This is a genomic window from Streptomyces sp. NPDC088354 (assembly GCF_044753585.1).
Taxonomy (GTDB): domain Bacteria; phylum Actinomycetota; class Actinomycetes; order Streptomycetales; family Streptomycetaceae; genus Actinacidiphila.
In genome coordinates this window covers 220,308-243,579 of sequence record NZ_JBIVNJ010000007.1, presented here as the reverse complement: position 1 = coordinate 243,579, position 23,272 = coordinate 220,308, and the positions used below count along the sequence as shown (strand labels likewise).

The following is a 23,272-nucleotide window of genomic DNA, read 5'->3' as shown; positions in this document are numbered from 1 at the left end:
CACGCATCGAAGCAGGTGTGGAAGCGGCACGAAGGCAAGGCGGACTGGATGTACGAGGCTGTACGAGGTGGGGACCGGACGTATCCGGACACGCGACCGATTGCGGTGACCGCCGCATACGAGGGCAGCGAGCAGATCGCCGAGGCCCGCGACCTCGCGCGCGACTTCCTCGCCGATGTGCAGGCGGTGCACGGTCTGCCGGTCTCGGACCGGGTGATGGTCACGGTGCAACTGGTGGTCAGCGAGCTGGTGACCAACGCCCGCAAGTACGCCCCCGGGCCGTGCCTGCTGACACTGCAGATCAGCGACGGCACGGTGGAGGTCACCGTGTGGGACAGCGACACGACGCTTCCGGTGGCCCGGGCCGCGGACGCCGACCGGGTCGGCCAGCACGGCCTGGAGATCATCATGGCCGTCTGCCAGAGCTTCGAGGTCCACCGGCAGCCGGTCGGCAAGCGCATCACCGCCCGCGTCGTCCTGGCCGACGACCCTGACGGCGACGTGGCGGGCCGCCACCCCGCCTGAGGACCGGGGGGCTCGGCGCCCACCGGGGACGGAACGCCTCCGGCGCGTAAATGACTCAGCCGGACGGCCCGCGGGTAGGCGAGCCGGAGAGGTCATCGGCAGGTACGCCGCCGCGCACCCCGGATCGGGGCGCATCCCCGCGGGGCGGCGGGCGGCCGCCGGATGACTGCTGACTGCGGCCTGCGGCCACCGCTCCGGGTGGGGGTGAAAGGAGAGCCCGCGATGAGCGAAGTGGATCACCAGCCACTCGACGCGGGCCGGCCCGAGGGCATGGCGCCGGGGCCGAGCGGGCTGATGGACATCCTCGGTGTCGCGGCCGTCCTGCTGGATGCCGACGGCCGCATCGACATGTGGAGCCCGCAGGCCGAGGAGCTGTTCGGCTACCCGGCGGATGAGGCCGTCGGCCAGTACGCCGCCGTGCTGCTCGTGGACTCCGCGCACCTGGATGCGGCGATCCGGCTGTTCGACGACGTGATGACGACCGGCAGGAGCTGGGCCGGCGCCTTCCCGATCCGGTGCAAGGACGGCCGCACGCGCCTGGTGGAGTTCCGCAACGTACGGCTGACGGACAGCCTCGGCGGCTGTCACGCGCTCGGGCTGGCCACCGACCGGTCGCGGCTGCAGACGATGGAGCGGGGCCTGGCACTGGCCTACCAATTGGTCGCGCAGTCGCCGATCGGCCTGGCGGTCATGGACACCAACCTGCGGTACCTGTCCGTGAACCCGGCGCTGGCCCGGATGCACGGCCTCCCGGAGGACGACCACATCGGCCGCCCGTTCCGCGAGGTGCTGCCGCGGCCCGAGTTCCGCCAGGCGGAGGAGACGCTGTGGGAGGTCCTGGGCACCGGCGTCCCCGTCGTCGACCGGTACGTCGTCGGCCGCACCGCCGCGGACCCGGACAGCGACCACGCCTGGGCGGTCTCGTTCTACCGGCTGGAGGACCAGAACGGAGTCGTGCTGGGCGTGGCGTGCTCCGTGGTCGACGTCACCGACCGGCACAGCGCCTCACTGGAGGCGGACCGGGCCCGCCGGCGCCTGGCCCTGATCGCGGACGGCTCGGCCCGTCTCGGTACCTCCCTGGACGTGGAGCGGACCGCGCGGGAACTGGCGGACGTCGTCGTACCGGAACCGGCCGACATGGCCGCGGTGGACGTCCTCGACGACGTGCTGGAGGAGGACGGCACCGAGCCCGCGGAGGACACCGCCGTCTTCCGGGCCCTGGCCTGCAAGACCACCCACCCCACGCGGGCGGCGCGGGTGGCCACCGGACCGGAGGTCGTCGTGGCGTATCCGCCCGGCCACCTGGCGGCACTCTGTGTGCGCACCGGCCGTCCGCAGTTGATCGCGCACGCCGGTACCCCGGACCTGCTGCGCATCGCCCGCGACGCGGACGCGGCGGCGGACCTCGCCGAGGCCGGGGTGCACACCGCGATGGCGGTGCCGCTCATCGCCCGCGGCCGCATCCTCGGAGTCCTCGGGCTCGGCCGGGCGCGCGACCCCCAGCCCTTCGACGAGGACGACGTGACCGTCGCCTGGGAGCTGGCCTCCCGCGCCGCGGTGTGCATCGACAACGCCCGCCTGCACCAGCGCCTGCGCAGCACCGCGGAGACCCTGCAGCGCAGCCTCCTCCCGCAGCTGCGCCCCTGCCACCCCTGTCTGGAAGTCGCCGCCCGCTACCGTCCGGCGCAGTCCAGCAGTGAGGTCGGCGGGGACTGGTACGACGTCATCGCGCTGGACGACGGGAAGGCGGTCCTTGTCGTGGGGGACGTCATGGGCAGCGGGGTCCCGGCGGCCACGACGATGGGCAGGCTCCGGACCGCGGCCTCGACCCTCGCCGCCCTCAACCTCGAACCGGCGCAGATCCTGGGCGAGTTGGACAAGATCATCCAGGGTCGGGACCACGCCGACCACTCCATCGCCACCTGTGTCCTGGTGGTCTACGACCCGGATCGCGGCGAGTGCCGCGTCGCCAACGCCGGCCACCTCCCGCCGATCGTCGTACGCGGCGGCGAACGGCCCGAACTCCTCGACCTGCCGACCGGCACTCCCCTGGGCGTGGGTGGTGTGCCGTTCCAGAACACCGTGGTCCGTCTGGGCCTCGGCGACGCGCTCGTCCTGTACACCGACGGGCTCGTCGAGACGCGCGACCAGCCCATCGACGAACGCCTCGCCGTGCTGGTCGACCTCCTGCACGCCCAGGACCGCTCGGTGGAGGAGACCTGCGACCGTCTGCTGACCGCACTGCGCCTGCCCGGGTGCCGCGACGACGTCGCCCTGCTCATCGCGCGCTCCCGGCCCCGCCTGCTGACCGCGACGCAGACGGGCTGAGGACGGCGCCGCGGGCCGGACGACCGGGGCCGGGAAACGGGGCACGGGGCGGCCCGCTGACGGCGTGATCCGGTCAATCGCGCCGCCGGCCCGTTCACCGGGCGGTCCCGGGGTAGGAGCGAGCCGGGTGGCCGGACGGCCCGGACCCCGTTGCACCCGCCGTGGAGGCGTCGATGCGGGAGGACTGCGCGCTCAGCGTCGAGGAAGTCCGTGCACTGAACGGGATCGAGGGCCTGCTGCGGCGCGACCGCGCACTCGCCCGGCGGCTGCGGACGATGCGGCCGTACAGCCTGCGGCGGGACGCGGCGGCGCGCTTCGCCCGCTGGCCGCGCGCTCTTCTCGTGTCCTTCCTGGGCGGGTGCAGTCTCGCCCTGCTCCTGGCGGCCGCGATGACCAAGGACGGTCCGCTCCTGTGGGCCTTCGCCGTCGCGTGGGGGGCCACCCTGCTCTCCGCGGCGTGGCCTGCCACCGCCTGGTGGCGCCGGTGGGCGCGGCCGCGTGCGTCGCGTCAGCCGTACGGGATGCGGGGCGGGATACGGCGCGCCTGACGGTCCGCGCACCGGGATCCCGGAGTCCGTCGCCGGCCGACCGACCCGAGTTGCGGGCACGGCGTGGGGGGAACGTGCGGGACATGTGCCCATTGGCCGGAGCAGGCGCGACGTCCGGCGCCCCCTACTGCCGGTGAACCCGCAGGCGGGGGGTGTGCGGGCGGGCCGTCCCCGGGCGTGGGGCCGGCGGTTCCCGAGGATCGCGGCCCTGGCCTGCGCGTTCCCGTTGTGGGACGGTGAGTGGACATCAGCCTGGTTTGGTACACGTTCCGCGCCGTCCTCCCGGCCGCCCCGCGGCCGGCGGAAAGGTACGGGCCACTTACTGGACTCCGCGTGCGCAGGTATGCGCGCGGATGGCGGCAGTCGACCCCGACAGATGCCGCGATGGGCTCCGGCTCCCCGAAGGAGCAGGAACCATGACCACTGCCCTGACCGTGGCACCCGAGCGTCACGCCGATCGCCTCACCCTCAGCCTGACCGGCGAGATGGACATCGACAACTGCTCGCGCGTCAACGAAGCACTCGACCTCGACGGCTGCACGTCCGTCGTCCTGGATCTGGCCGGACTGACCTTCATGGACTCCTCCGGCGTCAACCTCGTCCTCCGTCTGCGGCACCGGCTCGCGCCCGAGGGCGTCCACCTGGCCCTCCACGGCGTCCAGGGCCAACCGCGCCGCGTCGTGACCCTCGTCGGCCTGCAGGACGTCGTCGAGGTCGACCCCCCGCCCCTGCCCGCTCCCACCGCGACGCGCTAGACCTCCCTCCGGCTGCCGCGATCCCAGGGCCGGGGCGTGCGCTCTCCAGGACCGGGCAGCCGTCCGTGTACGGATCATCGGCCGTGTACCCGGCCGTCCGCGAGCACGTGCCCGGCGGGCACACGCCGGACGACAAGGAGATCCAGGAGCACGCGGAGATGGAGCGCGACCTCGAGAAACGGGAGAACGCCGAGGTCGGCAGCCCCCGCTTCGACCACCTCACGCGGAAGCCGATCGCCGATGTCACCGAGCACGTGCGGGAGGAGGAGCAGCGGTTGTTCCCCGCCCTCGCGCAGGCGTGCACCCCCGATGGGCTGTTCGCGCTCGGTGAGAAGGTCCGCCGGGCCGAGCATGTCGCGCCGGCGCGTCCGCACCCGCGCGCTCCGGACACTGCTCCGGCCGACAGAATCCTGGACCCCGGCCTCGGCCTCGTGGACCGCGTCCGCGACTTCGTCACCGGTCGCGGGCGGTCCTGAGGCGCGGAGCCGCTGCCCGGGGCCACCGCCGATGACGTTCACCCGATCGGCGTACGCGGAGGTGCCCCCGGGCGGGACGGACCGGATCGTGTGGAGAGGCTTCCGCCACGTGTGACCGGTATCCGCCCGACGGGAGGAGATCGAATGACACGCCCTTCCCCGTTCCCCGGCGACCACGCTCCCGTCGCGCCGGGCGCCGATGGTCTCGCCCCTCCCCGTCCGCGGACGGTCCGCCCGTGACCAGCCGCTTCGGCCCGTGGAACACCCAGGGACCGCCGCTCCCCTGTCCGGGGCCGTGGCTGTTCCCCGGGGTCGTGCCCGCGGAACCGCCCATGGGCTTCCCGCAGGCGGTGCTCTTCGACCGTGACGGCACGCTCGTCGTGGACGTTCCCTACAACGGCGACCCGGCCCGGGTGGTCCCCATGCCGTCCGCCCGGGAGGCCGTGGAGGCCGTACGCGCCCAGGGGATACCGGTGGGCGTGGTGAGCGACCAGTCCGGGGTGGGGCGCGGCGTGCTGACGTGGCGTCAGGTCGTCGCGGTGCAGCGGCGGGTGGAGGATCTGCTCGGACCGTTCGCGCTGTGGGCGGTCTGCCCGCACTGGGACGAGGTCTGCGACTGCCGCAAGCCCGCGCCGGGTCTGGTGCTCGCCGCATGCGACTGGCTCGGCGTGGCCCCCACGCAGGCCGCGGTCATCGGCGACATCGGCGCCGACACCGCCGCCGCCCGCGCCGCCGGCGCGAGCGCGGTGCTGGTCCCCACCCCGGTCACCCTGCCCGAGGAGGTCCGGGAGGCCGAGGTCCTCGCCTCCGACCTGCTGGAGGCGGTTCGCCTGGTGCTGCCGGAGCCCGCGCGGTGAGCCCGTCCGGACACCACGGGCCCGAACGCTTCCCGCACGACCGGGGGCGCCCGACGACGGGAGGTGCGCCGATGAGCCGCCGCAGCACAGCCGACTCCATGGCGATCGCGCTCGTCTCCGAGCACGCGAGCCCCCTGACACCGCCGGGCGGACCGGACGGCGACGGACCCCATGTCCACGTCGTGCGGCTGGCCGTCGCGCTGGCCGAACGGGGCCACCGGGTGACCGTCCACATCCGGCGCGACGCACCCGGTCTGCCGGACGTGGTACCGCTGTGCGAAGGCGTGGAGGTCCACCACGTGGCCGCCGGGCCGGCGTGCCCACTGACGGACGAGGAACTGCTGCCCCACATGCCGGAGTTCGGGCGGCACCTGACGCGGGTCTGGCGCATCCGGCAACCGGACATCGTGCACACGCACTTCTGGATGACGGGTCTGGCCTCCCTGCGTGCCGCCGGTCTCCTGGGGATTCCGCTGGTGCACACCTTCCACGTACTCGGCACGGTCACCCGGCGGTACGAGGCGACGTTCGGCGGCCGTCCGGCCGACCGCGTCGTCCGGGAGACCGAAGTGGCCCTGGCCTGCGACCGGGTGATCGCCGTCTGCCGTGACGAGGTCGGGGAACTGGCGCTGATGGGCGTTCCGGCACACAAGATCAGCGTCGTCCCCCGGGGCGTGGACACCGAGCGGTTCACCCCGCTCGGCCTCGCCGCGCAGCGCGGCCCGGCACCGTACCGGCTGCTCCAGGTGGGCGCGATGGCACCGCGCAAGGGCATCGCGGTCTCGGTCGCCGCGCTGACCCGGCTGCCCGACACGGAACTCGTCGTCGTGGGCGGTCCGGCGGCGAGCCGCCTCGGGGACGACCCGGAAGTGCGCCGACTGCTCGACCTCGCGCGGGACATGGGAGTCGCCGACCGCGTCCGGTTCACCGGAGCGGTGCCCGGTGCCGCGGTGGCACCGCTGATCCGCAGCGCGGACGTCGTGGTGGCTCCCGCCGACTACGAGCCGTTCGGCAGTGTGCCGTTGGAGGCCATGGCCTGCGGCAGGCCCGTGGTGGCCAGCGCGGTGGGCGGGCACCTGGACACGGTGGCCGACCCCGGTACGGGGCGCCTGGTCGCGCCGCACTCCCACGCCGCCCTCGCCCACGCGGTCGGCGGGCTGCTCGCCGCCCCCGGCACCCGCAGGGTCTGCGGGATCAACGGGCGCCGCCGCGCGCTGACCCGCTTCGCCTGGCCCCGCGTGGCGGCGATGACCGAGCAGGTCTACCAGGGCGTCCTGGTCCCCGACGAGGTGGCACTGGCCGTGACCCTCGTCTGAACGGCGGGGACCGGCACCACCGGTCCCCGCACGGACAGAGCGGGCGCTCTGTCCGTGGGGGGCCGCCACTCGGCAGCGGACCGATCCACCTCGCCTCGCAGGCGGCCGAGTTCGGGAACCCCGGCGTCCGCACCCGCCTCGACCGCTACCTGCACGGCTCTAAGGGCCGCGGCGCCAGGAACCGAGCCAAGGACATGAAGCTGCTGCGGGACGCCGTCGGTGGCGCCTGATCCCCGGGCACCGGGCGCGCGGTCAGGCGTCCTGAGCCGCGAAGCCGGTGCGCCATGTCGCGTACTCCGGCCGCCACCCACGGGCGCGGGCCAGCCGGTTGGAGGCGCCCCGCGCCCAGCCCTCCCGCCCGGAACCGGCCTTCGGCGCGGGCACGCCGAGGGCGGTGGCCAGGACCGGCAGCCACTCGCGGGCCTGCGCGGGCTCGTCGTCCACGATGTTGACCGGCCCGGCCGGCCATCCGAGAGCGGCGACGGCGGCCCGCGCGGCATCGGCGACGTGGAGGAACGAACTCACCGACAGATCGGCCTCGATGCTCCCCAGGAACCGCGCGGACGGGTCGCCGGACAGGGCCGCGGCGACGGCGCCTCCCGGCGCGTACCAGGTACCGGGGCCGTACAGGACGCCGTACCGCAGCACTACCGCCGTGTCCATCTCGGCCGCCGTGTCCTCCAGTGCCCGCAGCCCGTCGACCAGCGCTCCGCGCGGCTGCGCCGCCCCGATGTCGAGCGGCACGGACTCGTCGACCGGTCCCTCTCCGGGCTCGTAGGCCCAGGAGATCGACTGGGCCACCATCCTCGTGACGCCCGCGGCCCTGGCCGCGTCCACCAGATGGCGCGTGCCCTCCCGGCGGAGCCGATTGGTCGCCTCCCCGTCCGCGCCGGACAGGTCGGTGAGCTGATGGACCACCACGTCGGGTGCGGCCGCCGAGACGACCTCCATCAGGCCGTCCCGGTCGAACACATCGGCCCGAACGGCCGACGCGCCTTGGCGCCGTACGCGCTCGGCTCCTTCCGGCGTGCGGGAGATCCCGGTGACCTGGTGCCCCGCGTCCAGCAGCAGCGGTACGAGCAGCCGGCCCACCGCGCCGGTGGCACCCGCGACGAAGACATGCATGGCGGATCAGTCCTTCGCGCGTCGAGGGAGTCCGCCTTGTGACGGACAGGGGCGAGGGTAGCAGGACATGGTACAAACCTCTCCAAACTGGTCTTAATGACGCTACGGACACGCGACCGTGCCGGCCGCGTGGCGCGGCCTGTTGTCACTGCCGGACGAGCGGGTCGTGCGGCACCTCGGCCGCGAGCGTCTCTGACGGGGTCCCCGCCGGGCCGGGCGGGCCGGCCGGCCGGCGCGTGCGGAGCCGCCGGACGAACAGGCGGTGGACCCGGGCCCCGAGTGCCGCTCCGAGCACCGGCGCCACCAGGTAGATCCACAGATCGGTGGTCTGCCCGGAGAGTGCGGCGGGGCCGAACTGGCGGGCGGGGTTGATCGAGCCCCCGCTGCGGGGACCGAGCAGGGCGATCACCAGCGCGACGGACAGTCCGATGGCACAGGGCACCGCGCGGACACGGCTGGGACGGGCCATGAAGAATCCGACGACGAGGATCAGGACGGCCATGCTGCCCGCCTCGGCGAGGAAGACCTCCGCCGGGTGCCACGCCGGGGCGGGCCTGATCGCGGCGTGGGCGACCGAGGGGAACGACACCGCACGCCCCCAGACCAGGCGCGCGAGGCCGGTCCCCACCGCGGAGCCGGCGAGCTGGGCGAGCGCGTAGGGCAGGACGCCGCGCCCGGGGAACGCGTCCATCAACCACAGCGCGACCGTCACCGCCGGATTGGTGTGTCCCCCGCTGCGCCGGCCGGGCGGGCTGAGGATCAGTCCGGTGAGGATGATCCCGCTGACGGCGCCGATCACGGCGAGCGCGACGTCCAGGTCGGCGATGTACAGGGCCGAGCCCGGATCGCGCAGCCACCGGACGACGGTCACCGCGAGGAACAGCAGGGCGGTGGTGAGCGCGAACTCGTCGGCGGCCCGCGCCAGGGGCAGCCGGCGGGGCGGGACACAGGCAGTGGTCGGTGTGGTCGGTGTGGTCGGTGTGGTCGGTGTGGTCGGTGTGGTCGGTGTGGTCACCATGGTCTCCTGGGGTCGGCCGGGCGGAGGGGGCCGGTCGCCGTCCCCGCCTCCGCCCGGATCACCGGGTCTCAGACGCCGGGCGTGTAGTGACCGGGGACCAGCCGGGTGGAGACCCCGAAGCGGTTCCACGCGTTGATCGTGGTGATCGCGACGATGAGGCGCGCCAGCTCGGTCTCGTCGAAGGCGTTCGCGGCCCTGGCGTACACCTCGTCCGGGACGGACCCGTCGGTGAGCACGGTGATCGCCTCGGTCAGCTCGAGCGCGGCGACCTCCTTCGCCGTGTAGAAGTGCTTCGACTCCCTCCACGCGTCGAGCTGGATGACGCGCTCCGCCGACTCGCCGGCCGCGAGCGCGTCCTTGCTGTGCATGTCCAGGCAGAAGGCGCAGTGGTTGACCTGGGACGCGCGGATCTTGACCAGGTTGAGCAGGGCCGGCTCGACGCCCTGCCGCGCGGCGGTGTCGAGACGGATCATGGCCTTGTAGGCCTCGGGGGCCAGCTTCGCCCAGTCCATGCGGGGTGCGTGCTCGGGAAGACGTGCGTCGGTCGTGTGTGCGTCGGTCGTTGTCATACCTGCCACGCTACGTACGCAGTGGTACTGGAGTACGGTCCATTTCCATGACGGATCACCGGACCAATTCCATGGCCGAGACGCCTTCCGCGGTCGGTGCGGACCTGCACCTGGAGCTGCGCGGACCCGGACTGCGCGCCGGGCTGGCGGACGCTCTGCGGGAGGCCGTCCGCACGGGGCGGCTGGCGCCCGGAAGCCGGTTGCCGGCATCGCGCTCGCTCGCCGCGGACCTCGGCGTCTCCCGCAACACGGTGACCGAGGCGTACGCCGAGCTGGTCGCCGAGGGCTGGCTGACCGCCCGGCAGGGCTCCGGGACCCGGGTGGCCGACCGGCCCGAGCAGCCCCCCGCCGCCGGCGCGACGCCGAGCCGGGCCCGACCACGTGCCCGTCCCCGGTACGGCCTGCTGCCCGGGGCCCCGAACCTGGCGGACTTTCCCCGTGCGCAGTGGCTCGCCGCGGCCCGCCGTGCGCTGTCCGCGGCGCCCTACGACGCCCTCGGCTACGGCGACGCCCGCGGCCGGGTGGAGCTGCGGACCGCCCTGGCGGACTATCTGGCGCGGGCCCGCGGCGTGTACGCCGAGCCGGAGCGAATCGTCATCTGTTCCGGCTTCCATCACGGCCTGATGCTGATGGCGCGGGCGCTCCGGACCCGAGGGGTGTCGGCGGTGGCCGTCGAGGCGTACGGTCTCGACCTCTATCGCGATCTGCTGACCGACGCCGGACTGCGCACCCCGCCGCTGTGCGTCGACGAACACGGCGCGCGCACGGACGACTTGGCGGGCCTGCGCGGCGTCGGCGCGGTGCTGATGACACCGGCGCACCAGTACCCGACGGGAGTCGCCCTGCGCCCGGACCGGCGCACGGCGGCCGTCGACTGGGCGCGGGCCACCGGCGGGCTGATCCTGGAGGACGACTACGACGGGGAGTTCCGGTACGACCGTCAGCCGGTCGGCGCCCTCCAGGGCCTCGATCCCGAGCGGGTCGTGTACTTCGGCTCGGCGAGCAAGTCCCTGGCGCCGGGGGTGCGGATCGGCTGGATGGTGCTGCCGGCGGGGCTGGTCCCGGAGATCGTCACGGCCAAGGGGTACGGCGACTACATGTCGAGCGCGCTGGAGCAGCTGACGTTCGCCGAGTTCATCTCCTCGGGCGCCTACGACCGCCATGTGCGCGCCATGCGGCTGCTCTACCGGCGCCGTCGCGACCAGTTGGTCGCGGCGCTGGCGCGCAGGGCCCCGGCCGTCCGCGTGACGGGCATGGCCGCCGGGTTGCAGGCGGTCCTCGAACTCCCTCGCGGGACGGAGCGTCCGGTCGTCCAGGCCGCGGCGCGGCAGGGCCTGGCGGTCAGCGGGCTGACGGAGTTCCGCTACGAGGTCGCCGATTCGCCGGTGCGGTCGCCCGCGCGGGACGGACTGGTCGTCAACTACGCGGCGCCTCCGGAGAGCGCGTGGGCGGGTGCGCTGGACGCGCTCTGCGCGGTGCTGCCTCAGAGATGATCTGATCCGGCCGGGCAGGCCGTCGACCGCGACACGGGCTGCTGAGCGGCTGTGCCGGACGAGCCGTGGGAGCGTCGTGGCGCCCCTGGGCCGCGGATGGCAGCGGCTGCCCCGGGAGGCCTCGACCGGCCCCGTTGCGCACGTCGGTGAACATCCTGGTTCTGGGAAGGGCCTGACAGGTCCGGATCCTGGCGCCACGTCACAGCCGCGAGCCGTTGCGGGCAGGGCGCGCCCCGGACGCCCGCCGGCCGGCTCGGGACGGGGTCGTCGCCGACGCCCGGGGGCAGCCCCGCCCGCCCCGGGCCGGCGGACGTCCGCGCCGCGCCTGGCCTGGTTGCGAAATGCCTTCGATTCCGCCGTTCCCGTTCCGCGGGGACCCCGGGGTGGGCACGCTGAAGTGGTCCGGGGTCCAAACCGGGTTCGGCGTCGGGACGGGGGCGCGATGACGCGGAAGTGGTGTGTCTTCCTGGGAGGGTTCGGCATCGCCGTGCTCGCGGCGTTGACCGGCTGCTCCCCGCTGGGCGTCGGGGTCACGGGCATCACGGTGGCCGAGGACGGGACGCCGGTCGGGGTGATGCTCGTCTGCCACGATCACATCGACGGCGCTTCGCTCTACGACGTGGACGCCGACGAAGCGGACGAAATCGGCTCATGGAGCCGTCGCAAGCCGGCCACGGGATTCAGCGTCTGGTCACTGAGGACCGGCGGCAGGGGCTGGCGGGCCGGCACGCCCCTGGCCGCCCTCGACCCGCACCACACGTACACCCTGCGCGGGTGGACCGACAACCACTCCGCGATGACGTTCGAGGTGACCTTCACCGCGGCGCAGCTCGCACGCCTCGAACCCGGCCAGGTCCGCTACCTGAAAGGCGAGGGGCCGGGTACCGGCCGGGACGGCTACGCGACCGTGTCGATGGACGCCTTCCGTGCGGACGCGTGCCGTGACGTGTGACGGGACCGACGCGCACCCTCCTCGACCGGTATGCGGGCTCCGCGTCCACCGGCGTGGGCCGGCAGGTCACGCCACGGCCCGGAGCCCGGCGCCGAGGCGTTCCAGGTGGGCGAGCGCGCCGGCGGCGTCGTCGGTGAGCAGGACCAGCTCGGCCAGGGGCATCGGCAGGAACCCCTCCTCCTCCATCCGCCGCAGCTGGAGGGTCAGCCCGTCGTAGAAGCCGCCCGTGTTCAGCAGGACCACCGGCTTGCCGTGCAGTCCGTGCTTCCTCAGCTCCAGGACCTCGGACACCTCGTCCAGCGTTCCCAGGCCGCCGGGCAGCACCACCACCGCGTCCGACCGGGCGAGCAGCAGCGCCTTCCGTTCGGCGAGATCCGCGGCGATCACCATCTCGTCGGCGTCCTTCCTGGCCCACGGGCGGAGGAGGCCGACCGAGATCCCGACGAGCCGGCCCCCGGACTCGCGCACCGCGTCGGCGACGGCCTTCATCAGCCCGGTGTCGGACCCTCCCCACACCAGCGTGTGGCCGCCCCTGCCGAGCAGTTCAGCGAACTCACGGGCCGGCCGGGTCCATCGCTCGTCGAGGTCGGCGGCGGACAGGAAGACACAGATGTTCAGGGCGGGGGGAACGGTCGACGTCATGGTGCCGACCGTACGGGCGCGGCGGCGCGCCGATGCGGTCCATTTCCGCGACGGAGGACCGGACCAATTCGCCCACCCCGGAACGGCGGGGCCCCTCGGGCAGGTCGGGTGACCTGCCCGAGGGGCCCGGTGCCGCGGGACGACCGCGTCAGTGGCCGGACTTCCTGACGTGCAGGGCGACCGGGATCGGCGGGACCCAGTACGGCGTGCCGGTGCGCAGGATCACCGACGCCGTCCAGTCGCCCGGAGTCCGGAGGCCGCGGGCGTCGAGCGTGACCGTGAACGTCGCGCTCGCGCCCGGGCGCAGCGTCAGGCGCCCGGGGTTCTCCGACAGCCAGGACACGTCGGTCTCCGTCTGGTCCCAGCCCGGCAGCTGCCGGGCGGTGGCCACCGGGACCGGGAAGCGGCTCTGGTTGCTGCCGCCGACCTGGTACATCCCCGGGGCCCCGCCGCCGCGGTAGAGCGCGGTGGGGGCGTCCGGCAGCCGGGTCCAGGTGTCGGTGCCCGGGTCGTAGGCGTAACCCTCAGGGGTGAGGACGCGGTTGACGCCGACCCGCTTGAAGCCGCCGGAGACCAGGAGCCGTCCGTTGGCCGCGGCGTACGACGCGGTCGCCAGGCCCGTGGGCATGGCGGCGACGGGCTGCCAGCTGTCGGAGGCGGGGTCGTAGACGTAGGCGTCGCCCGTCTCGACGTACTCGTGGATGCCTCCGGCGCAGTACAGCTTGCCGTTGATCGCGCCGCACGACTCCCAGCTGACGGTCCGCGGGTAGTCGGCCGCCCGGGACCACGTGCCGGTGGCCGGGTCCAGCACGGACACGGTGCTGGAGCAGTCGGTGTCGGTGCATCCGCCGACGACGTAGAGGCGGCCGCCGAGCACGGCCCCCGCGGCGCCGTAGCGGCCCTCGGGAATGTCCGGGCCCTTCGACCACGTGTTCCGCGCCGCGTCGTAGACCTGGGTGGTCGCGCTGACCTGCTCGCCGGGTCCCCAGCCGCCCACGGTCCACAGGCGGTCGCCGATGAAGCCGTGCGCGGTGGCCTGGCGGGGTTCGGGCGCGCTCGCGCCGCGGTTCCAGGTGCCCGCCGCGGGGTCGAGGACGTAGAGGTCGCCGGTCGGGGTGTCGCCGTCACCGGTGCCCAGTGCGGAGTACAGCCGTCCGGCGTGGCTCTCCACCGCGTTGTCCATCACCGCGACCGGCAGGTCCGGCAGGGAGCGCCAGCCGGTGCCGGGAGCGGCGGAGTCCGGTCCGGTGCCGGTGCGCTCGCCGAGCCGGAGCGTGAGCGGAGCGGTGCCCGTGTTGCGGACGGTGACCTTCCGGGTGACCTTGCCGCCGGGCCTCGTGGTCGCGTCGATGCCCGTGACGTGTGTGGACAGGCGCCCCGCCTTCAGCGCGAACGAGGCCTGCGACGTCCGGTCGGCGGGAACCGCGACCGTACGGGAGGCCGTGCTGTAGGAGGGCTTGCCGGCGGCCACCTTGTGGTTGCCGTTGCCGGGGACGAACAGGCGGTACAGGCCGTCGCCGACCCGCGGGTCGCCCGCGGTGGCCAGGGTGGGAGCCACCGGGCCGTCGCCGGAACCGGACCGCACCTGGGCGCCGATCAGCCCGCGCCGGGTGTTGGCGTCGGTGACGAGACCGGTGAGCATCCCGCCCCGGACCGGGGTCAGGACGCGCTCGGCGACCGTCACGTCGTCGACGGCCCACAGCTGGCCGGGACCGGTGAAGTGGAAGCGCACCTGCACCGCGCGCTCGCCGGCCCACTCGGTCAGCGGGATCTCCACCCGTCCGCTGCCCCACCCCTGGTCCTGGTGCCACACCGTGGTCCAGTTCCTGCCGCCGTCGGCGGTGACCTCGACGTCACCGCTCTGCTCGGCGGAACCCTCGTAGTCGGTGCTGAAGGCCAGTTCCGGGTCGCCGGCGCGGCCGAAGTCCCAGACCGGGCCGGTCAGTACGGTGTCCATGGCCACGTCCCAGCCGGCGTGGTCGTTGTCCGCGACGGCGAACCCTCCCGAGCCGCCGGTGGTGTTGCCCCGGCCGCCCGGGTCGTCGAACGACCAGCCGTGCCCGGTGCCCGCGAGGTCGGTCACGCTCCAGCCCTTGGGCGCGCCGGACGTGGAGTCGAAAGGCTCGGTGCCCAGGGTGTCCACACGCAGCCGGTACGCCGGATTGCCGGTGGCCCAGGTGTCGGCGGGCAGCCCCAGCCCCATCTTCAGGTCCGTCCGGCGCACGTCCACCGTGCGGGTCAGGGACAGGTAGTCGGGGTCGTCGCCGACCACGTGCAGGGTGTACGTGTGGTTCTCGGGCAGGTCGAGCCGGTAGGCGCCGGTGGCCGCGTCGGACCACACGGGGGCGCCCGGAACGCCGTCGACGGTGATCTTCGCGTGCAGCGGCCAGCCGTGCCCGGAGGCGTCGGTCACGGTGCCCGACACACGGTGGGTGGCGAGCTTGCGCAGCGCGAGGTCCCGGGTCGCCGCGGTGCCGTCGGCGACGTCGACCCACGTGGCCGTGCCCGGCGCATAGCCGTAGGCGGTGACGGCGAGTTCGTGGCGGCCGACGGGCAGCGCGAGGGTGTAGTGGCCCGCGCTGTCCGTGGTCGTGGAGAACAGGCCCGTGCTCACCGTCGCCGCGGCGACGGGTGCGTGCGAGGACCGGTCGGTGACGGTGCCGGAGAGCGTGCCGTGCGGCCCCATGCGGAAGGCGTCCAGGCCGTTCGGGGTGCCGAGGCCGGTGGGGCCGTCGTAGCCGGGGCCGGCGGTGCACAGGTAGGCGGGCGCGCAGCGGCCGTTGCCGCCCTCGGTGACGTCGTTCAGGCCGCCCGCGGCGTACGGGTAGACGTTGGGGTGGGTACCGGCGACCGGGGCGCCGGCGTTCGCGTACACACCGGCGATGATCGGGGCTGAGGCGCTGGTACCGCCGGCCACGCCCCAGCCGCCGGAGCCGTAGCTGTCGTACACCGCGACACCCGTGGCGGGGTCGGCCACGGCCGAGACGTCGGCGACGGTGCGCCCGGCGCATCCGGTGTCCTGCTGGAAGGCGGGCTTGGGCTCGTGGAGGGAGCAGCCGGAGCCGGTGCCGCCGCCGTCGTGGTCCCACACCGACTCGGTCCAGCCGCGGGACGTACCGGCGTCCTTGGTGAGTGAAGTGCCGCCGACGGCCGTGACGTACGGGGAGGCCGCGGGGTAGGCGACGCCGTAGCGGGAGTCGCCGGACGAGGCGATCATCGCGACGCCCGGGTGGTCGTAGTGGACGTCCAGGGCGGACTCGGCCGGGTCCTCCGGGTAGAAGGCGTAGTTGGAACCGTAGGAGTTGGAGACGTACTGCGCACCGAGCGCCACGGCCTGGTCCACGGCGGCGCCGAGGTCGTCGCTGGTCGGCGTGTCGGCCTCGACCAGCACGATGCGGGCGTTCGGGGCGATCGCGGAGACCATGTCGAGGTCGAGGGAGATCTCGGTGGCCCAGCCCGGATCGGGGTCGGGGTAGGCGGTGCCGCCGCGCTGGTCGGCCTTGGTGAAGCAGCCGTTGGCGGTGGTGCAGGCGGGCAGGCCGTACTGGGCGCGGTAGACGGCCAGGTCGGCCTCGGCGCTGGGGTTGTCGTAGGCGTCGACGATGGCGATCGTGCGTCCCGCGCCGCCGTTCGCGGGCAGGGCGTAGGCGCTGAGCAGATCGGCCGGCCCGAAGCCGGCGGGGGCCTGTCCGGCCGTCCGGAACCCCTTCCGCGCCGGGACGTCGGTGCGCCGCAGGCCGAAACAGGTGAATTCATGGGGTTTTGCCGGTCCGCAGAGCGGCTCGACATGGCCCGGCTGGGTACGGGCGGACGCCTTCGGGGCCGGAAGGGCGGTGTCCGCGGCGGCCGCCGGAGCCGGTCCCGCGGCGCCCAGCGCAGTGAGCGCGGCGAGCACCGCCACGCCCGCCGTCCCCGCGCGGAGGGGCGACCGTCTCCCCCGTCGTGGCGCAATCCAGTTCAATATGGACAAATCACAACTCCTGTGAACATCCTGTGCGGCGGCAGACACCGCCCCTGGATCAATGAGTTGCGCGGCGGACCGGAAAAGTTCGCGGAACTCTCGAAGTTTCTTCGGGAATTTCTCTCCGGACGCCGCCGGACCCGCTCAGCCGGGGTCCACCAGCCAGCCCCGCACCTGGCGCCGCGCGTTGTGCAGGCGGGACTTCACCGTGCCCATGGGGATGCCGAGCTGCTCCTCGATCTCCCGGTACTCCATCTGACAGATGTCGCGGTACACCAGCGGCGCGACGAGCTCCGGACTGACGCTCTCCAGGCGCTCCAGCGCCTCCAGCAGGTCGATGCGCGTGCCGGCGATCACGCTCGTCCGGCGCGGATCGGGCGTGTCGGTGTCCGTCGCGGACAGCGACTGCTCACCCCGCCGGCGCTTGAGTTCGCGGTACTTCTGCCGGCAGCAGTTGGCGACCACCGTGTAGAGCCAGGTGTGGAACCGGCTGCGGCCCTCGAAGGTGCCGATCTTTCGGGCGACTTGGAACAGGACGTCCTGTGCCGCCTCCTCGGCGTCCTCCCGGTGCACCAGGAAGCGGCCGCATCGCCGCAGCACCTCCGGCCGGATCCGCCCGAGCAGCAGGTCCAGGGCCGCGGAGTCGCCGGCCGCCGCGCGCGCCGCGAGTTCCTCTGTCCCCTGGTCGGACGTCACGGGGGTCCTCCTCGGGTCGGTGGGCGCCCGGTGCATGATATGCCTATGCCCCCACTTGATCAGATCGGCCGTTATCGGCTTGTGCGGCCGCTCGGAGCAGGGGCGTTCGCGATGGTGTGGCTCGCGCACGACGACACCCTGGAAGCCCCCGTCGCGGTCAAGGTGATGGCGGAGAACTGGGCGTACCGCCTGGATCTGCGCGAGCGCTTCCTCGCCGAGGCCCGGCTGCTGCGCAAGGCCGCCTCCAGCCGCCTGGTGCAGGTCTTCGACATGGGCGAACTTCCCGATGAACGCCCCTATTTCGTGATGGAGTACGCGGACCGGGGCACACTGGAGGATCTGCTGGCCGACGGCCCGCTCCCCCTCCACGACGCGCTGCGGCTGACCGCGGAGGCCGCCCGCGGTGTGGCGGCCCTGCACGAGGCAGGCGTGGTGCACCGGGACATCAAGCCGTCCAACGTCCTGATCGGCACCGCACGGGACGGCACGCAGCGTGTCCTGGTGGCCGATCTGGGTCTGGCCAAGGCGCTCGCCCAGGCGTCGGGCCTGACGATGGTCGCCGGGTCGGCCGGCTACATGGCGCCGGAGCAGGCGACCCCCGGCGGGGGCGTGGACGTGCGGGCCGACGTCTACGGGCTCGGGGCCGTCCTCTACCACCTGCTGACCGGGACGGTGCCCGGCCCTGCGGGGCGGATCACCCGGCCCGACCGGCTCCGCCCGGGCCTGCCGGCCGAGGTGCGGCGGGCGGTGCTGCGCGCTCTGCGGACCGACCGCAGGAAGCGCTGGCCGGACGCCGGGCGCTTCGCGGCCGAACTGGAGGCACTGGCCGCACGTCATGGCCGTCCCGTCGCCGGCGGGGCACTGCGGCGGCTCAGGGAGCGCCGGCGCACTTCGGTGCTCGCGCTGTGCGCCGTGCTGGCGGCAGCGGCGACCGGCGCGGGCCTGCTCGCCACCCGTACCGCTCCGCCGCGGACCCCGGCGACGGTCGCGGTGAGCGACGCCACCGGGCGTATCACGGTGACGGTGCCCGCGTCGTGGAGCCGCGAACTGGTCGGGGGCGGGTGGAGCCCGAAGGCGCTGGGGCTGCCCGGTGCCCAGGAGCCCGGGCTCGTCATCGCCGCGGACGCCTCCCGCTGGCCGGACCTGGAGGCGCGGGTCGACGGCGTCTTCGTCGGACTGAGCGAGCACGGCGACCTCGCCGGCCGCGTCGGCGCCATCCGGCACGACCTCTGCCGCCGCCAGGAGTCCCGCGGTTACCACGGCACCAGGTGGCGCGGCCGGGTCCGGCACTGGACCGGGTGCGGCACCGCCGGGGGGTCGATCGACGAGATCAGCCTGGGTCGTGACGGCGCAGCCCAGCCCCAGGTGTACGTCCAGGTCAGGCAGGACGGTGGTGCCGACATGACCGACACCGTCCTCGGCGGCCTCGACGTCGATTCCTGATCATCACCCGGAAAGACCGTGAACTTCTGCCGGGCCGGTGGCATCCCACTATGAGGAGGGTCGCCCTCCACTCCGAGGCCCGCCGACCGCGCGAGGCGTCGCGGCCGCACCACAGGACGGAAAGAGGAAAAGACGTGGCGAACCAGCACCACGACGTATCCCCGGCGCAGCACCATCGAGGCCGGCCGGCGCTCCCCGGCCGCCGCGCACGCCGGGCCGGTGTCCCCGTCCTCCTGGGCGCGGCCCTCGCGACGGCGATCCTGACCGGTTGCGGGAAGGGCGGCGGCAGCGGCAACGTGAGCGCCCCGCAGACGCTCCCCGGCTCGGCGAGCCCGGCGAGCGGCGATGCGACGGACTCCGCCCCGGCGGACACGTCCTCCGCCGCGGCGCCGGGCACCACCACCTCCACCGCAACCGGCCCCACCGGCACGACCGGTACGACCGGCACGACGGCCACCGCGAACGGCGGCAGCGGCGGCACTGGGGCGACAGCGGCCGGCACCGGCCGCTGCCACACCGCGGACCTGCGCGCCTCCATCGGCCCGAACGACCCGGGCGCGGGCCAGGAGAACTTCCCGGTGGTCCTCACCAACCGGTCCTCCCGCACCTGCACCGTCTACGGGTTCCCGGGCCTGGCGTTCGTCAACGGCGCGGGACAGCAGGTGACGGTGGACCCCGAGCGGAACACCGGCCTGCCGAAGCAGCGGGTCACCCTGGCGCCGGGCGCGAGCGCCTGGTCGCCGATGTCGTTCAGCAACCCGGACATCACCGGGGTGACCACCGTGGTCCCGGCGGCCGTACTCGTCACGCCGCCGGACGAACGCACGTCCCTGCGCGTGCCGTGGAACGGCGGCAAGGTCTCCAACACCGGCAAGGCCTCGGTGCCGCGGCTCGGCCCCCTCCAGGCGGGCACGGGCGCCTGATCCCGCCGGGCCGCGCACGACGGCCCGGCGGCCCCCGTCACTCTCCCCCGGCGCCCTCGACCAGCCGGGCGAGGTGGTCCAGGGCCATCCGCGTACCCGTCTCGTTGTCCTCGCGGGGCACGACGTCGGGGATGCCCTCGTGCACGACGACGACGTCGGTCCCGCCGTCCACCGCGGTGAGCGACGTCGTCATCGTCATCGTGCCGCGCAGTGCGGCGTCGTCGGACTCGAACTCGACGACCTCGACGACCAGTTCGTCCGGGACCAGGCGCGCGAAGTACCCGTGGTAGGTGTCCGTGTGCGCGTCGGACTTCCCCTCGGCCTGTTGCCCGTCGTACACGAGGGACACCCGGAATCGGCCGCCCTCGCGGGCCTCGAAGGCGTGGACGTGACCGCTCATACCGTCCGGGACGCGCCACCGTGCCACCGCCCGCGGGTCGAGGAGCACCCGGTACACGGCGGCGGGGGTCGCCCGCACGCGGCGCGAGACCTGTGTGGAGTACATGCGGGCCACCCTAGAGGCCGGTCCGGCCGGAGCGCGCGTCCCATCGGGGCGAGGGGCGTGCCGGGCCGCTGCCGGCGCACTGGAAGGACAGTGCCAGACACATGAACTTCCGTGCCACGCTCGGCAGGAGCCCGGGGGGACCATGGATGCCGCCACGCGCCTCGGCCGCGTACCGCGTCGCGACTCACGATCGATGGGGTCACCGGAACAGAATCCCTGGTCAGCGAGGAAGAGCCCGGCACCGAACCGACGAACCGTCAGCGAGGCCCTTCGGGAGGCAGACCCCCACCCGTCCCGCTTTCCGGTGCGCCGAAGGCCGTGTTCCGTGCCCGGAAGGCGGCCTTCCGGTCCCGCAGGGCGTCCTTATGCTCTCGGTCGCAAGATCAGCAAGGATCGGGAGGTGCTTCTTCATGTCCATACCCCGCATGCCCGCCGCACGGCGAAAGCGGGTGCGTGCTCGTGTGGCCGGGATGGTGATGGCGGGACTCACGCTGGCCCTGCCCGCCACCGCCGCGACGGCGGCCTCCGCACCGTCCGCGGTCGCCACGGCCACCACGGCCCCGGTCGCGCCGACGGCCGCCGCGGCCGACTGGCCGTACGCGGGAGGCGACCTCGGCGACACCCACAACGCGGCCGCCGAGCGTGCCGTCGGCACGGGCAACGTGGCCGGCCTGAAGCCCAAGTGGACCTTCACCACAGGGGACAGCGTCTCGGCGACGCCGACCGTGGTGGGCGGCTACGTGTACGCGCCGGACTGGGCAGGCAACCTCTACAAGGTGCAGGCGACGACCGGTCAGAAGATCTGGAGCCACCAGATCAGCGAGTACACCGGGATCGCCGGCGACATCTCGCGGCTCAGCCCCGCGTACTGGAAGGGCGAGCTCGTCACGGGCTCGGGCGAGCAGCGCGGCAACAGCACGGACGGCGCGTTCCTCTTCGGTGTCGACGCCCTGACCGGCACCAGGCTCTGGAAGACCCAGGTCGACGCGGACCCGGCCGCCATCGTGACGTCGTCGCCCGTCGTGGCCGACGGTGTCGTCTACGTCGGCGTGTCGTCCAAGGCCGAGAAATTCGCTCCGCCGTACACGTTCCGCGGCAGTGTCGTCGCCCTGGACGCCGTCACCGGCGAGAAGCTGTGGAAGACCTACGTGGTGCCCCAGGGCTACACCGGCGGTGCCGTGTGGGGCAGCAACCCGGTGGTCGACGAGAAGACCGGGCTGGTGTACGTCGGAACCGGCAACAACTACACCGTACCGTCCGGCGTCTGCACCTCCCCCGACGAGACCGACTGCGATCCCGGGGCGGCCGACAACTACCAGGACTCCATCGTCGCCTTCGACCTGCACACCGGCGAGATCGCCTGGGCCACCAAGACCCTGACCGCCGACACCTGGACGGTCGGCCAGCGGTTCGGTGACGACTTCGACTTCGGCTCCGCGCCCAACCTCTTCACCGCCACGGTCAACGGCAAGGCCACCGACCTGCTCGGCATCGGCCAGAAGAGCGGCGTCTACTGGACGCTCGACCCGGCCACCGGAAAGATCGTCTGGGCAACGGCGGTCGGCCCCGGCGGCAACCTCGGCGGCCTCCAGTGGGGCTCGGCGGCCGACGGCAAGCGCATATACGTCGCCAACACCAACACCAATCACCTGTCCGTCACCCTGACGTCCGCGACCGGGGAGAAGTCGACCACCACGGGCGGCTTCTGGGCCGCCCTCGACCCGGCCACCGGAAACATCCTGTGGGAGACCGCGACACCCGGCTCGGCGTCCCCCATGTCCTTCGTGTCCAGCGCGAACGGCGTCGTCTACGGCGGATCCACGAATCCGACCGGCACCAACATGTACGCCCTCGACGCCGCCACCGGCGCCGTCAAGTGGGGCTTCCCCAGCGGGGGCGCGGTCCTCGGCGGCGCGTCGATCGTGGACGGCTCGGTGTACTGGGGCTCCGGCTACCACACCCAGAACATGGGCCCGTTCTTCCCGGCCAAGGGTGACAACAACAAGCTCTACGCGTTCTCCCTGCCGCAGACCCTTCCGCAGACGGTCTACGTCTCGCCGACCGCCGTCGCCTCCGCGGCGGACACCAGTTGCAGCACTCCCGCCTTCAACTCGATCAACACGGCTGTCAAGGCGGTGGCCGCCGGCGGCCGGGTCGTCGTCTGCAACGGCACGTTCCACGAGGACGTCGCGGTCACCAAACCGCTCGCCCTCGAAGCCCGTTCGAACGTCACCATCGACGCCACCGGCCTGATCAACGGCATCGAGATCAGCGCGCCCGACGTCACGGTGACCGGGTTCACGGTGAAGAACGCCGTCGGTGAGGGAATCCTCGTCAACAGTGTGAAGAACGCGACCATCGCGAACACCATCGTCTCGGGCAACAACACCGGCACGGGCCCGAACGCCGTCGCCAACTCCTACGCCCTGTGCCAGGGGACGGCCGGTGAGCCCGGCGACTGCGGCGGAGGCATCCACCTGCTCGGCAGCTCCAACGCCACCGTGCTGGCGAGCACCGTCAGCGGCAATGGCTCCGGGATCGTCATCAGCGACGAGACCGGTCCCGCGTCGGGCAGCACGTTCAGCGGCAACTCCGTGCACGGCAACGCGTCGGGATCAGGCTTCACCCTGGTCTCCCGCAACGGCTCGGCGGCTCCCGGAGGTGTCCGCGCCCCCGGCGCCGCAGGCGTCTTCGGCAACACCATCACCGGCAACAACGTCTTCGACAACGGACTTGAGGCGGGCGGAGGCGGGGTCACCCTCGCGTCGGCCGTGGCCGGCGGCGGGGTCTACGGCAACACCGTGCAGAGCAACGTCATGACCGGCAACGGCTGGGCGGCCGTGACCGTGCACGGCACCGCGTCCGGGCAGGACCTCGGCGGCAACGTCGTCAGCACCAACCAGATCGGCACCAACAACATTGTCGGCGACACCGACACCGGCGCCACCGACGACCTGCGGACCACGGGTCTCCTTGTGAGCACGGTGGACCCGATGTCCGTCCAGATCACCGGAAACACCATCTCCAACAACGTCCTCGGCATCTGGACGCACGGCCCGGTCACGGCGGCCGACGCCGCCGGCGCCAACAACTACAGCAACGTCACCACCCCGGTGTCGGCCCACTAGAACCACCTGGGC

20 protein-coding genes are annotated in these 23,272 nt (G+C 73.5%); 13 read left to right on the top strand and 7 right to left on the bottom strand.

What is annotated here, in order from left to right:
• Positions 1 to 48: 48 nt before the first annotated feature.
• From ACIP98_RS14240 to ACIP98_RS14205, 8 genes are all read left to right on the top strand, one after another.
• Entirely contained in the window at positions 49 to 525 is a 477-nt protein-coding gene (locus ACIP98_RS14240) for an ATP-binding protein (protein ID WP_319657626.1), read from the top strand.
• 222 nt (positions 526 to 747) lie between these two features.
• Positions 748 to 2,853, top strand: coding sequence for a SpoIIE family protein phosphatase (locus ACIP98_RS14235; RefSeq protein WP_401975898.1), 2,106 nt, complete (start codon positions 748 to 750; stop codon positions 2,851 to 2,853).
• Positions 2,854 to 3,026: 173 nt separating this feature from the next.
• Positions 3,027 to 3,401, top strand: coding sequence for a hypothetical protein (locus tag ACIP98_RS14230; RefSeq protein ID WP_319657628.1), 375 nt, complete (start codon positions 3,027 to 3,029; stop codon positions 3,399 to 3,401).
• A 416-nt stretch (positions 3,402 to 3,817) separates the two neighbouring features.
• Entirely contained in the window at positions 3,818 to 4,156 is a 339-nt protein-coding gene (locus ACIP98_RS14225) for an STAS domain-containing protein (RefSeq protein ID WP_319657629.1), read from the top strand.
• 83 nt (positions 4,157 to 4,239) lie between these two features.
• Positions 4,240 to 4,632 carry a hemerythrin domain-containing protein gene (locus ACIP98_RS14220; RefSeq protein ID WP_319657630.1) on the top strand — a complete coding sequence of 131 codons (393 nt, stop codon included), beginning with the start codon at positions 4,240 to 4,242 and terminating at the stop codon, positions 4,630 to 4,632.
• A 236-nt stretch (positions 4,633 to 4,868) separates the two neighbouring features.
• Complete coding sequence (locus ACIP98_RS14215) at positions 4,869 to 5,489, top strand: HAD-IIIA family hydrolase (RefSeq protein ID WP_401975895.1); 621 nt, start codon at positions 4,869 to 4,871, stop codon at positions 5,487 to 5,489.
• Between the two features lie 71 nt (positions 5,490 to 5,560).
• Positions 5,561 to 6,805, top strand: a complete 1,245-nt coding sequence (locus tag ACIP98_RS14210) for a glycosyltransferase (RefSeq protein ID WP_319657631.1) — start codon at positions 5,561 to 5,563, stop codon at positions 6,803 to 6,805.
• The gene (locus ACIP98_RS14205) at positions 6,718 to 7,035 is read left to right on the top strand and encodes a 4-hydroxyphenylacetate 3-hydroxylase C-terminal domain-containing protein (protein WP_401975976.1); all 318 of its coding nucleotides are present in this window, start codon (positions 6,718 to 6,720) and stop codon (positions 7,033 to 7,035) included. Before ACIP98_RS14210 ends, ACIP98_RS14205 begins: the two co-directional genes overlap by 88 nt.
• A 22-nt stretch (positions 7,036 to 7,057) precedes the next feature.
• Here the strand turns inward: ACIP98_RS14205 and ACIP98_RS14200 are convergent, their stop codons facing one another.
• From ACIP98_RS14200 to ACIP98_RS14190, 3 genes are all read right to left on the bottom strand, one after another.
• Positions 7,058 to 7,930 carry an NAD-dependent epimerase/dehydratase family protein gene (locus tag ACIP98_RS14200; RefSeq protein ID WP_401975893.1) on the bottom strand — a complete coding sequence of 291 codons (873 nt, stop codon included), beginning with the start codon at positions 7,928 to 7,930 and terminating at the stop codon, positions 7,058 to 7,060.
• Between the two features lie 145 nt (positions 7,931 to 8,075).
• Complete coding sequence (locus ACIP98_RS14195; RefSeq protein ID WP_401975891.1) at positions 8,076 to 8,948, bottom strand: MIP/aquaporin family protein; 873 nt, start codon at positions 8,946 to 8,948, stop codon at positions 8,076 to 8,078.
• Between the two features lie 68 nt (positions 8,949 to 9,016).
• Complete coding sequence (locus tag ACIP98_RS14190; protein WP_319657634.1) at positions 9,017 to 9,517, bottom strand: carboxymuconolactone decarboxylase family protein; 501 nt, start codon at positions 9,515 to 9,517, stop codon at positions 9,017 to 9,019.
• 71 nt (positions 9,518 to 9,588) lie between these two features.
• Here ACIP98_RS14190 and ACIP98_RS14185 point away from each other — a divergent pair, with 71 nt between their 5' ends.
• The gene (locus ACIP98_RS14185; protein WP_319657851.1) at positions 9,589 to 11,010 is read left to right on the top strand and encodes a PLP-dependent aminotransferase family protein; all 1,422 of its coding nucleotides are present in this window, start codon (positions 9,589 to 9,591) and stop codon (positions 11,008 to 11,010) included.
• 442 nt (positions 11,011 to 11,452) lie between these two features.
• Positions 11,453 to 11,962: a hypothetical protein gene (locus ACIP98_RS14180; RefSeq protein WP_401975888.1), complete on the top strand. Its 510-nt coding sequence runs from the start codon at positions 11,453 to 11,455 to the stop codon at positions 11,960 to 11,962.
• Positions 11,963 to 12,028: 66 nt separating this feature from the next.
• On the opposite strand, the gene ACIP98_RS14175 is transcribed toward ACIP98_RS14180, so the two are convergent.
• From ACIP98_RS14175 to ACIP98_RS14165, 3 genes are all read right to left on the bottom strand, one after another.
• Complete coding sequence (locus ACIP98_RS14175; RefSeq protein ID WP_401975972.1) at positions 12,029 to 12,580, bottom strand: TIGR00730 family Rossman fold protein; 552 nt, start codon at positions 12,578 to 12,580, stop codon at positions 12,029 to 12,031.
• Between the two features lie 172 nt (positions 12,581 to 12,752).
• The gene (locus ACIP98_RS14170; protein WP_319657636.1) at positions 12,753 to 16,505 is read right to left on the bottom strand and encodes a kelch repeat-containing protein; all 3,753 of its coding nucleotides are present in this window, start codon (positions 16,503 to 16,505) and stop codon (positions 12,753 to 12,755) included.
• Between the two features lie 204 nt (positions 16,506 to 16,709).
• A complete protein-coding gene (locus ACIP98_RS14165) occupies positions 16,710 to 17,297 on the bottom strand; it encodes an RNA polymerase sigma factor (protein ID WP_401975886.1) in 588 nt (195 codons plus the stop codon).
• A gap of 9 nt (positions 17,298 to 17,306) precedes the next feature.
• Between ACIP98_RS14165 and ACIP98_RS14160 the strand changes: the two genes are divergently transcribed.
• Both ACIP98_RS14160 and ACIP98_RS14155 read left to right on the top strand, forming a co-directional pair.
• On the top strand, positions 17,307 to 18,704 hold the full coding sequence (locus tag ACIP98_RS14160; protein ID WP_401975883.1) for a serine/threonine-protein kinase: 1,398 nt from the start codon (positions 17,307 to 17,309) through the stop codon (positions 18,702 to 18,704).
• Between the two features lie 134 nt (positions 18,705 to 18,838).
• The gene (locus ACIP98_RS14155; RefSeq protein WP_401975881.1) at positions 18,839 to 19,627 is read left to right on the top strand and encodes a DUF4232 domain-containing protein; all 789 of its coding nucleotides are present in this window, start codon (positions 18,839 to 18,841) and stop codon (positions 19,625 to 19,627) included.
• Positions 19,628 to 19,664: 37 nt separating this feature from the next.
• Here ACIP98_RS14155 and ACIP98_RS14150 read toward each other — a convergent pair whose 3' ends face one another.
• On the bottom strand, positions 19,665 to 20,132 hold the full coding sequence (locus tag ACIP98_RS14150; RefSeq protein ID WP_401975878.1) for an SRPBCC domain-containing protein: 468 nt from the start codon (positions 20,130 to 20,132) through the stop codon (positions 19,665 to 19,667).
• Between the two features lie 410 nt (positions 20,133 to 20,542).
• Between ACIP98_RS14150 and ACIP98_RS14145 the strand changes: the two genes are divergently transcribed.
• On the top strand, positions 20,543 to 23,260 hold the full coding sequence (locus ACIP98_RS14145) for a PQQ-binding-like beta-propeller repeat protein (protein WP_401975875.1): 2,718 nt from the start codon (positions 20,543 to 20,545) through the stop codon (positions 23,258 to 23,260).
• Positions 23,261 to 23,272 lie beyond the last annotated feature (12 nt).

Bases quoted from the DNA above. Each gene is read 5' to 3' on its own strand.
- ACIP98_RS14195 (WP_401975891.1), bottom strand. From the start codon at position 8,948: ATGGTGACCACACCGACCACACCGACCACACCGACCACACCGACCACA.
- ACIP98_RS14165 (WP_401975886.1), bottom strand. From the start codon at position 17,297: ATGCACCGGGCGCCCACCGACCCGAGGAGGACCCCCGTGACGTCCGAC.
- ACIP98_RS14225 (WP_319657629.1), top strand. From the start codon at position 3,818: ATGACCACTGCCCTGACCGTGGCACCCGAGCGTCACGCCGATCGCCTC.
- ACIP98_RS14190 (WP_319657634.1), bottom strand. From the start codon at position 9,517: ATGACAACGACCGACGCACACACGACCGACGCACGTCTTCCCGAGCAC.
- ACIP98_RS14210 (WP_319657631.1), top strand. From the start codon at position 5,561: ATGAGCCGCCGCAGCACAGCCGACTCCATGGCGATCGCGCTCGTCTCC.
- ACIP98_RS14230 (WP_319657628.1), top strand. From the start codon at position 3,027: ATGCGGGAGGACTGCGCGCTCAGCGTCGAGGAAGTCCGTGCACTGAAC.
- ACIP98_RS14240 (WP_319657626.1), top strand. From the start codon at position 49: ATGTACGAGGCTGTACGAGGTGGGGACCGGACGTATCCGGACACGCGA.
- ACIP98_RS14235 (WP_401975898.1), top strand. From the start codon at position 748: ATGAGCGAAGTGGATCACCAGCCACTCGACGCGGGCCGGCCCGAGGGC.
- ACIP98_RS14150 (WP_401975878.1), bottom strand. From the start codon at position 20,132: ATGTACTCCACACAGGTCTCGCGCCGCGTGCGGGCGACCCCCGCCGCC.
- ACIP98_RS14180 (WP_401975888.1), top strand. From the start codon at position 11,453: ATGACGCGGAAGTGGTGTGTCTTCCTGGGAGGGTTCGGCATCGCCGTG.
- ACIP98_RS14185 (WP_319657851.1), top strand. From the start codon at position 9,589: ATGGCCGAGACGCCTTCCGCGGTCGGTGCGGACCTGCACCTGGAGCTG.
- ACIP98_RS14145 (WP_401975875.1), top strand. From the start codon at position 20,543: ATGTCCATACCCCGCATGCCCGCCGCACGGCGAAAGCGGGTGCGTGCT.
- ACIP98_RS14200 (WP_401975893.1), bottom strand. From the start codon at position 7,930: ATGCATGTCTTCGTCGCGGGTGCCACCGGCGCGGTGGGCCGGCTGCTC.
- ACIP98_RS14160 (WP_401975883.1), top strand. From the start codon at position 17,307: ATGCCCCCACTTGATCAGATCGGCCGTTATCGGCTTGTGCGGCCGCTC.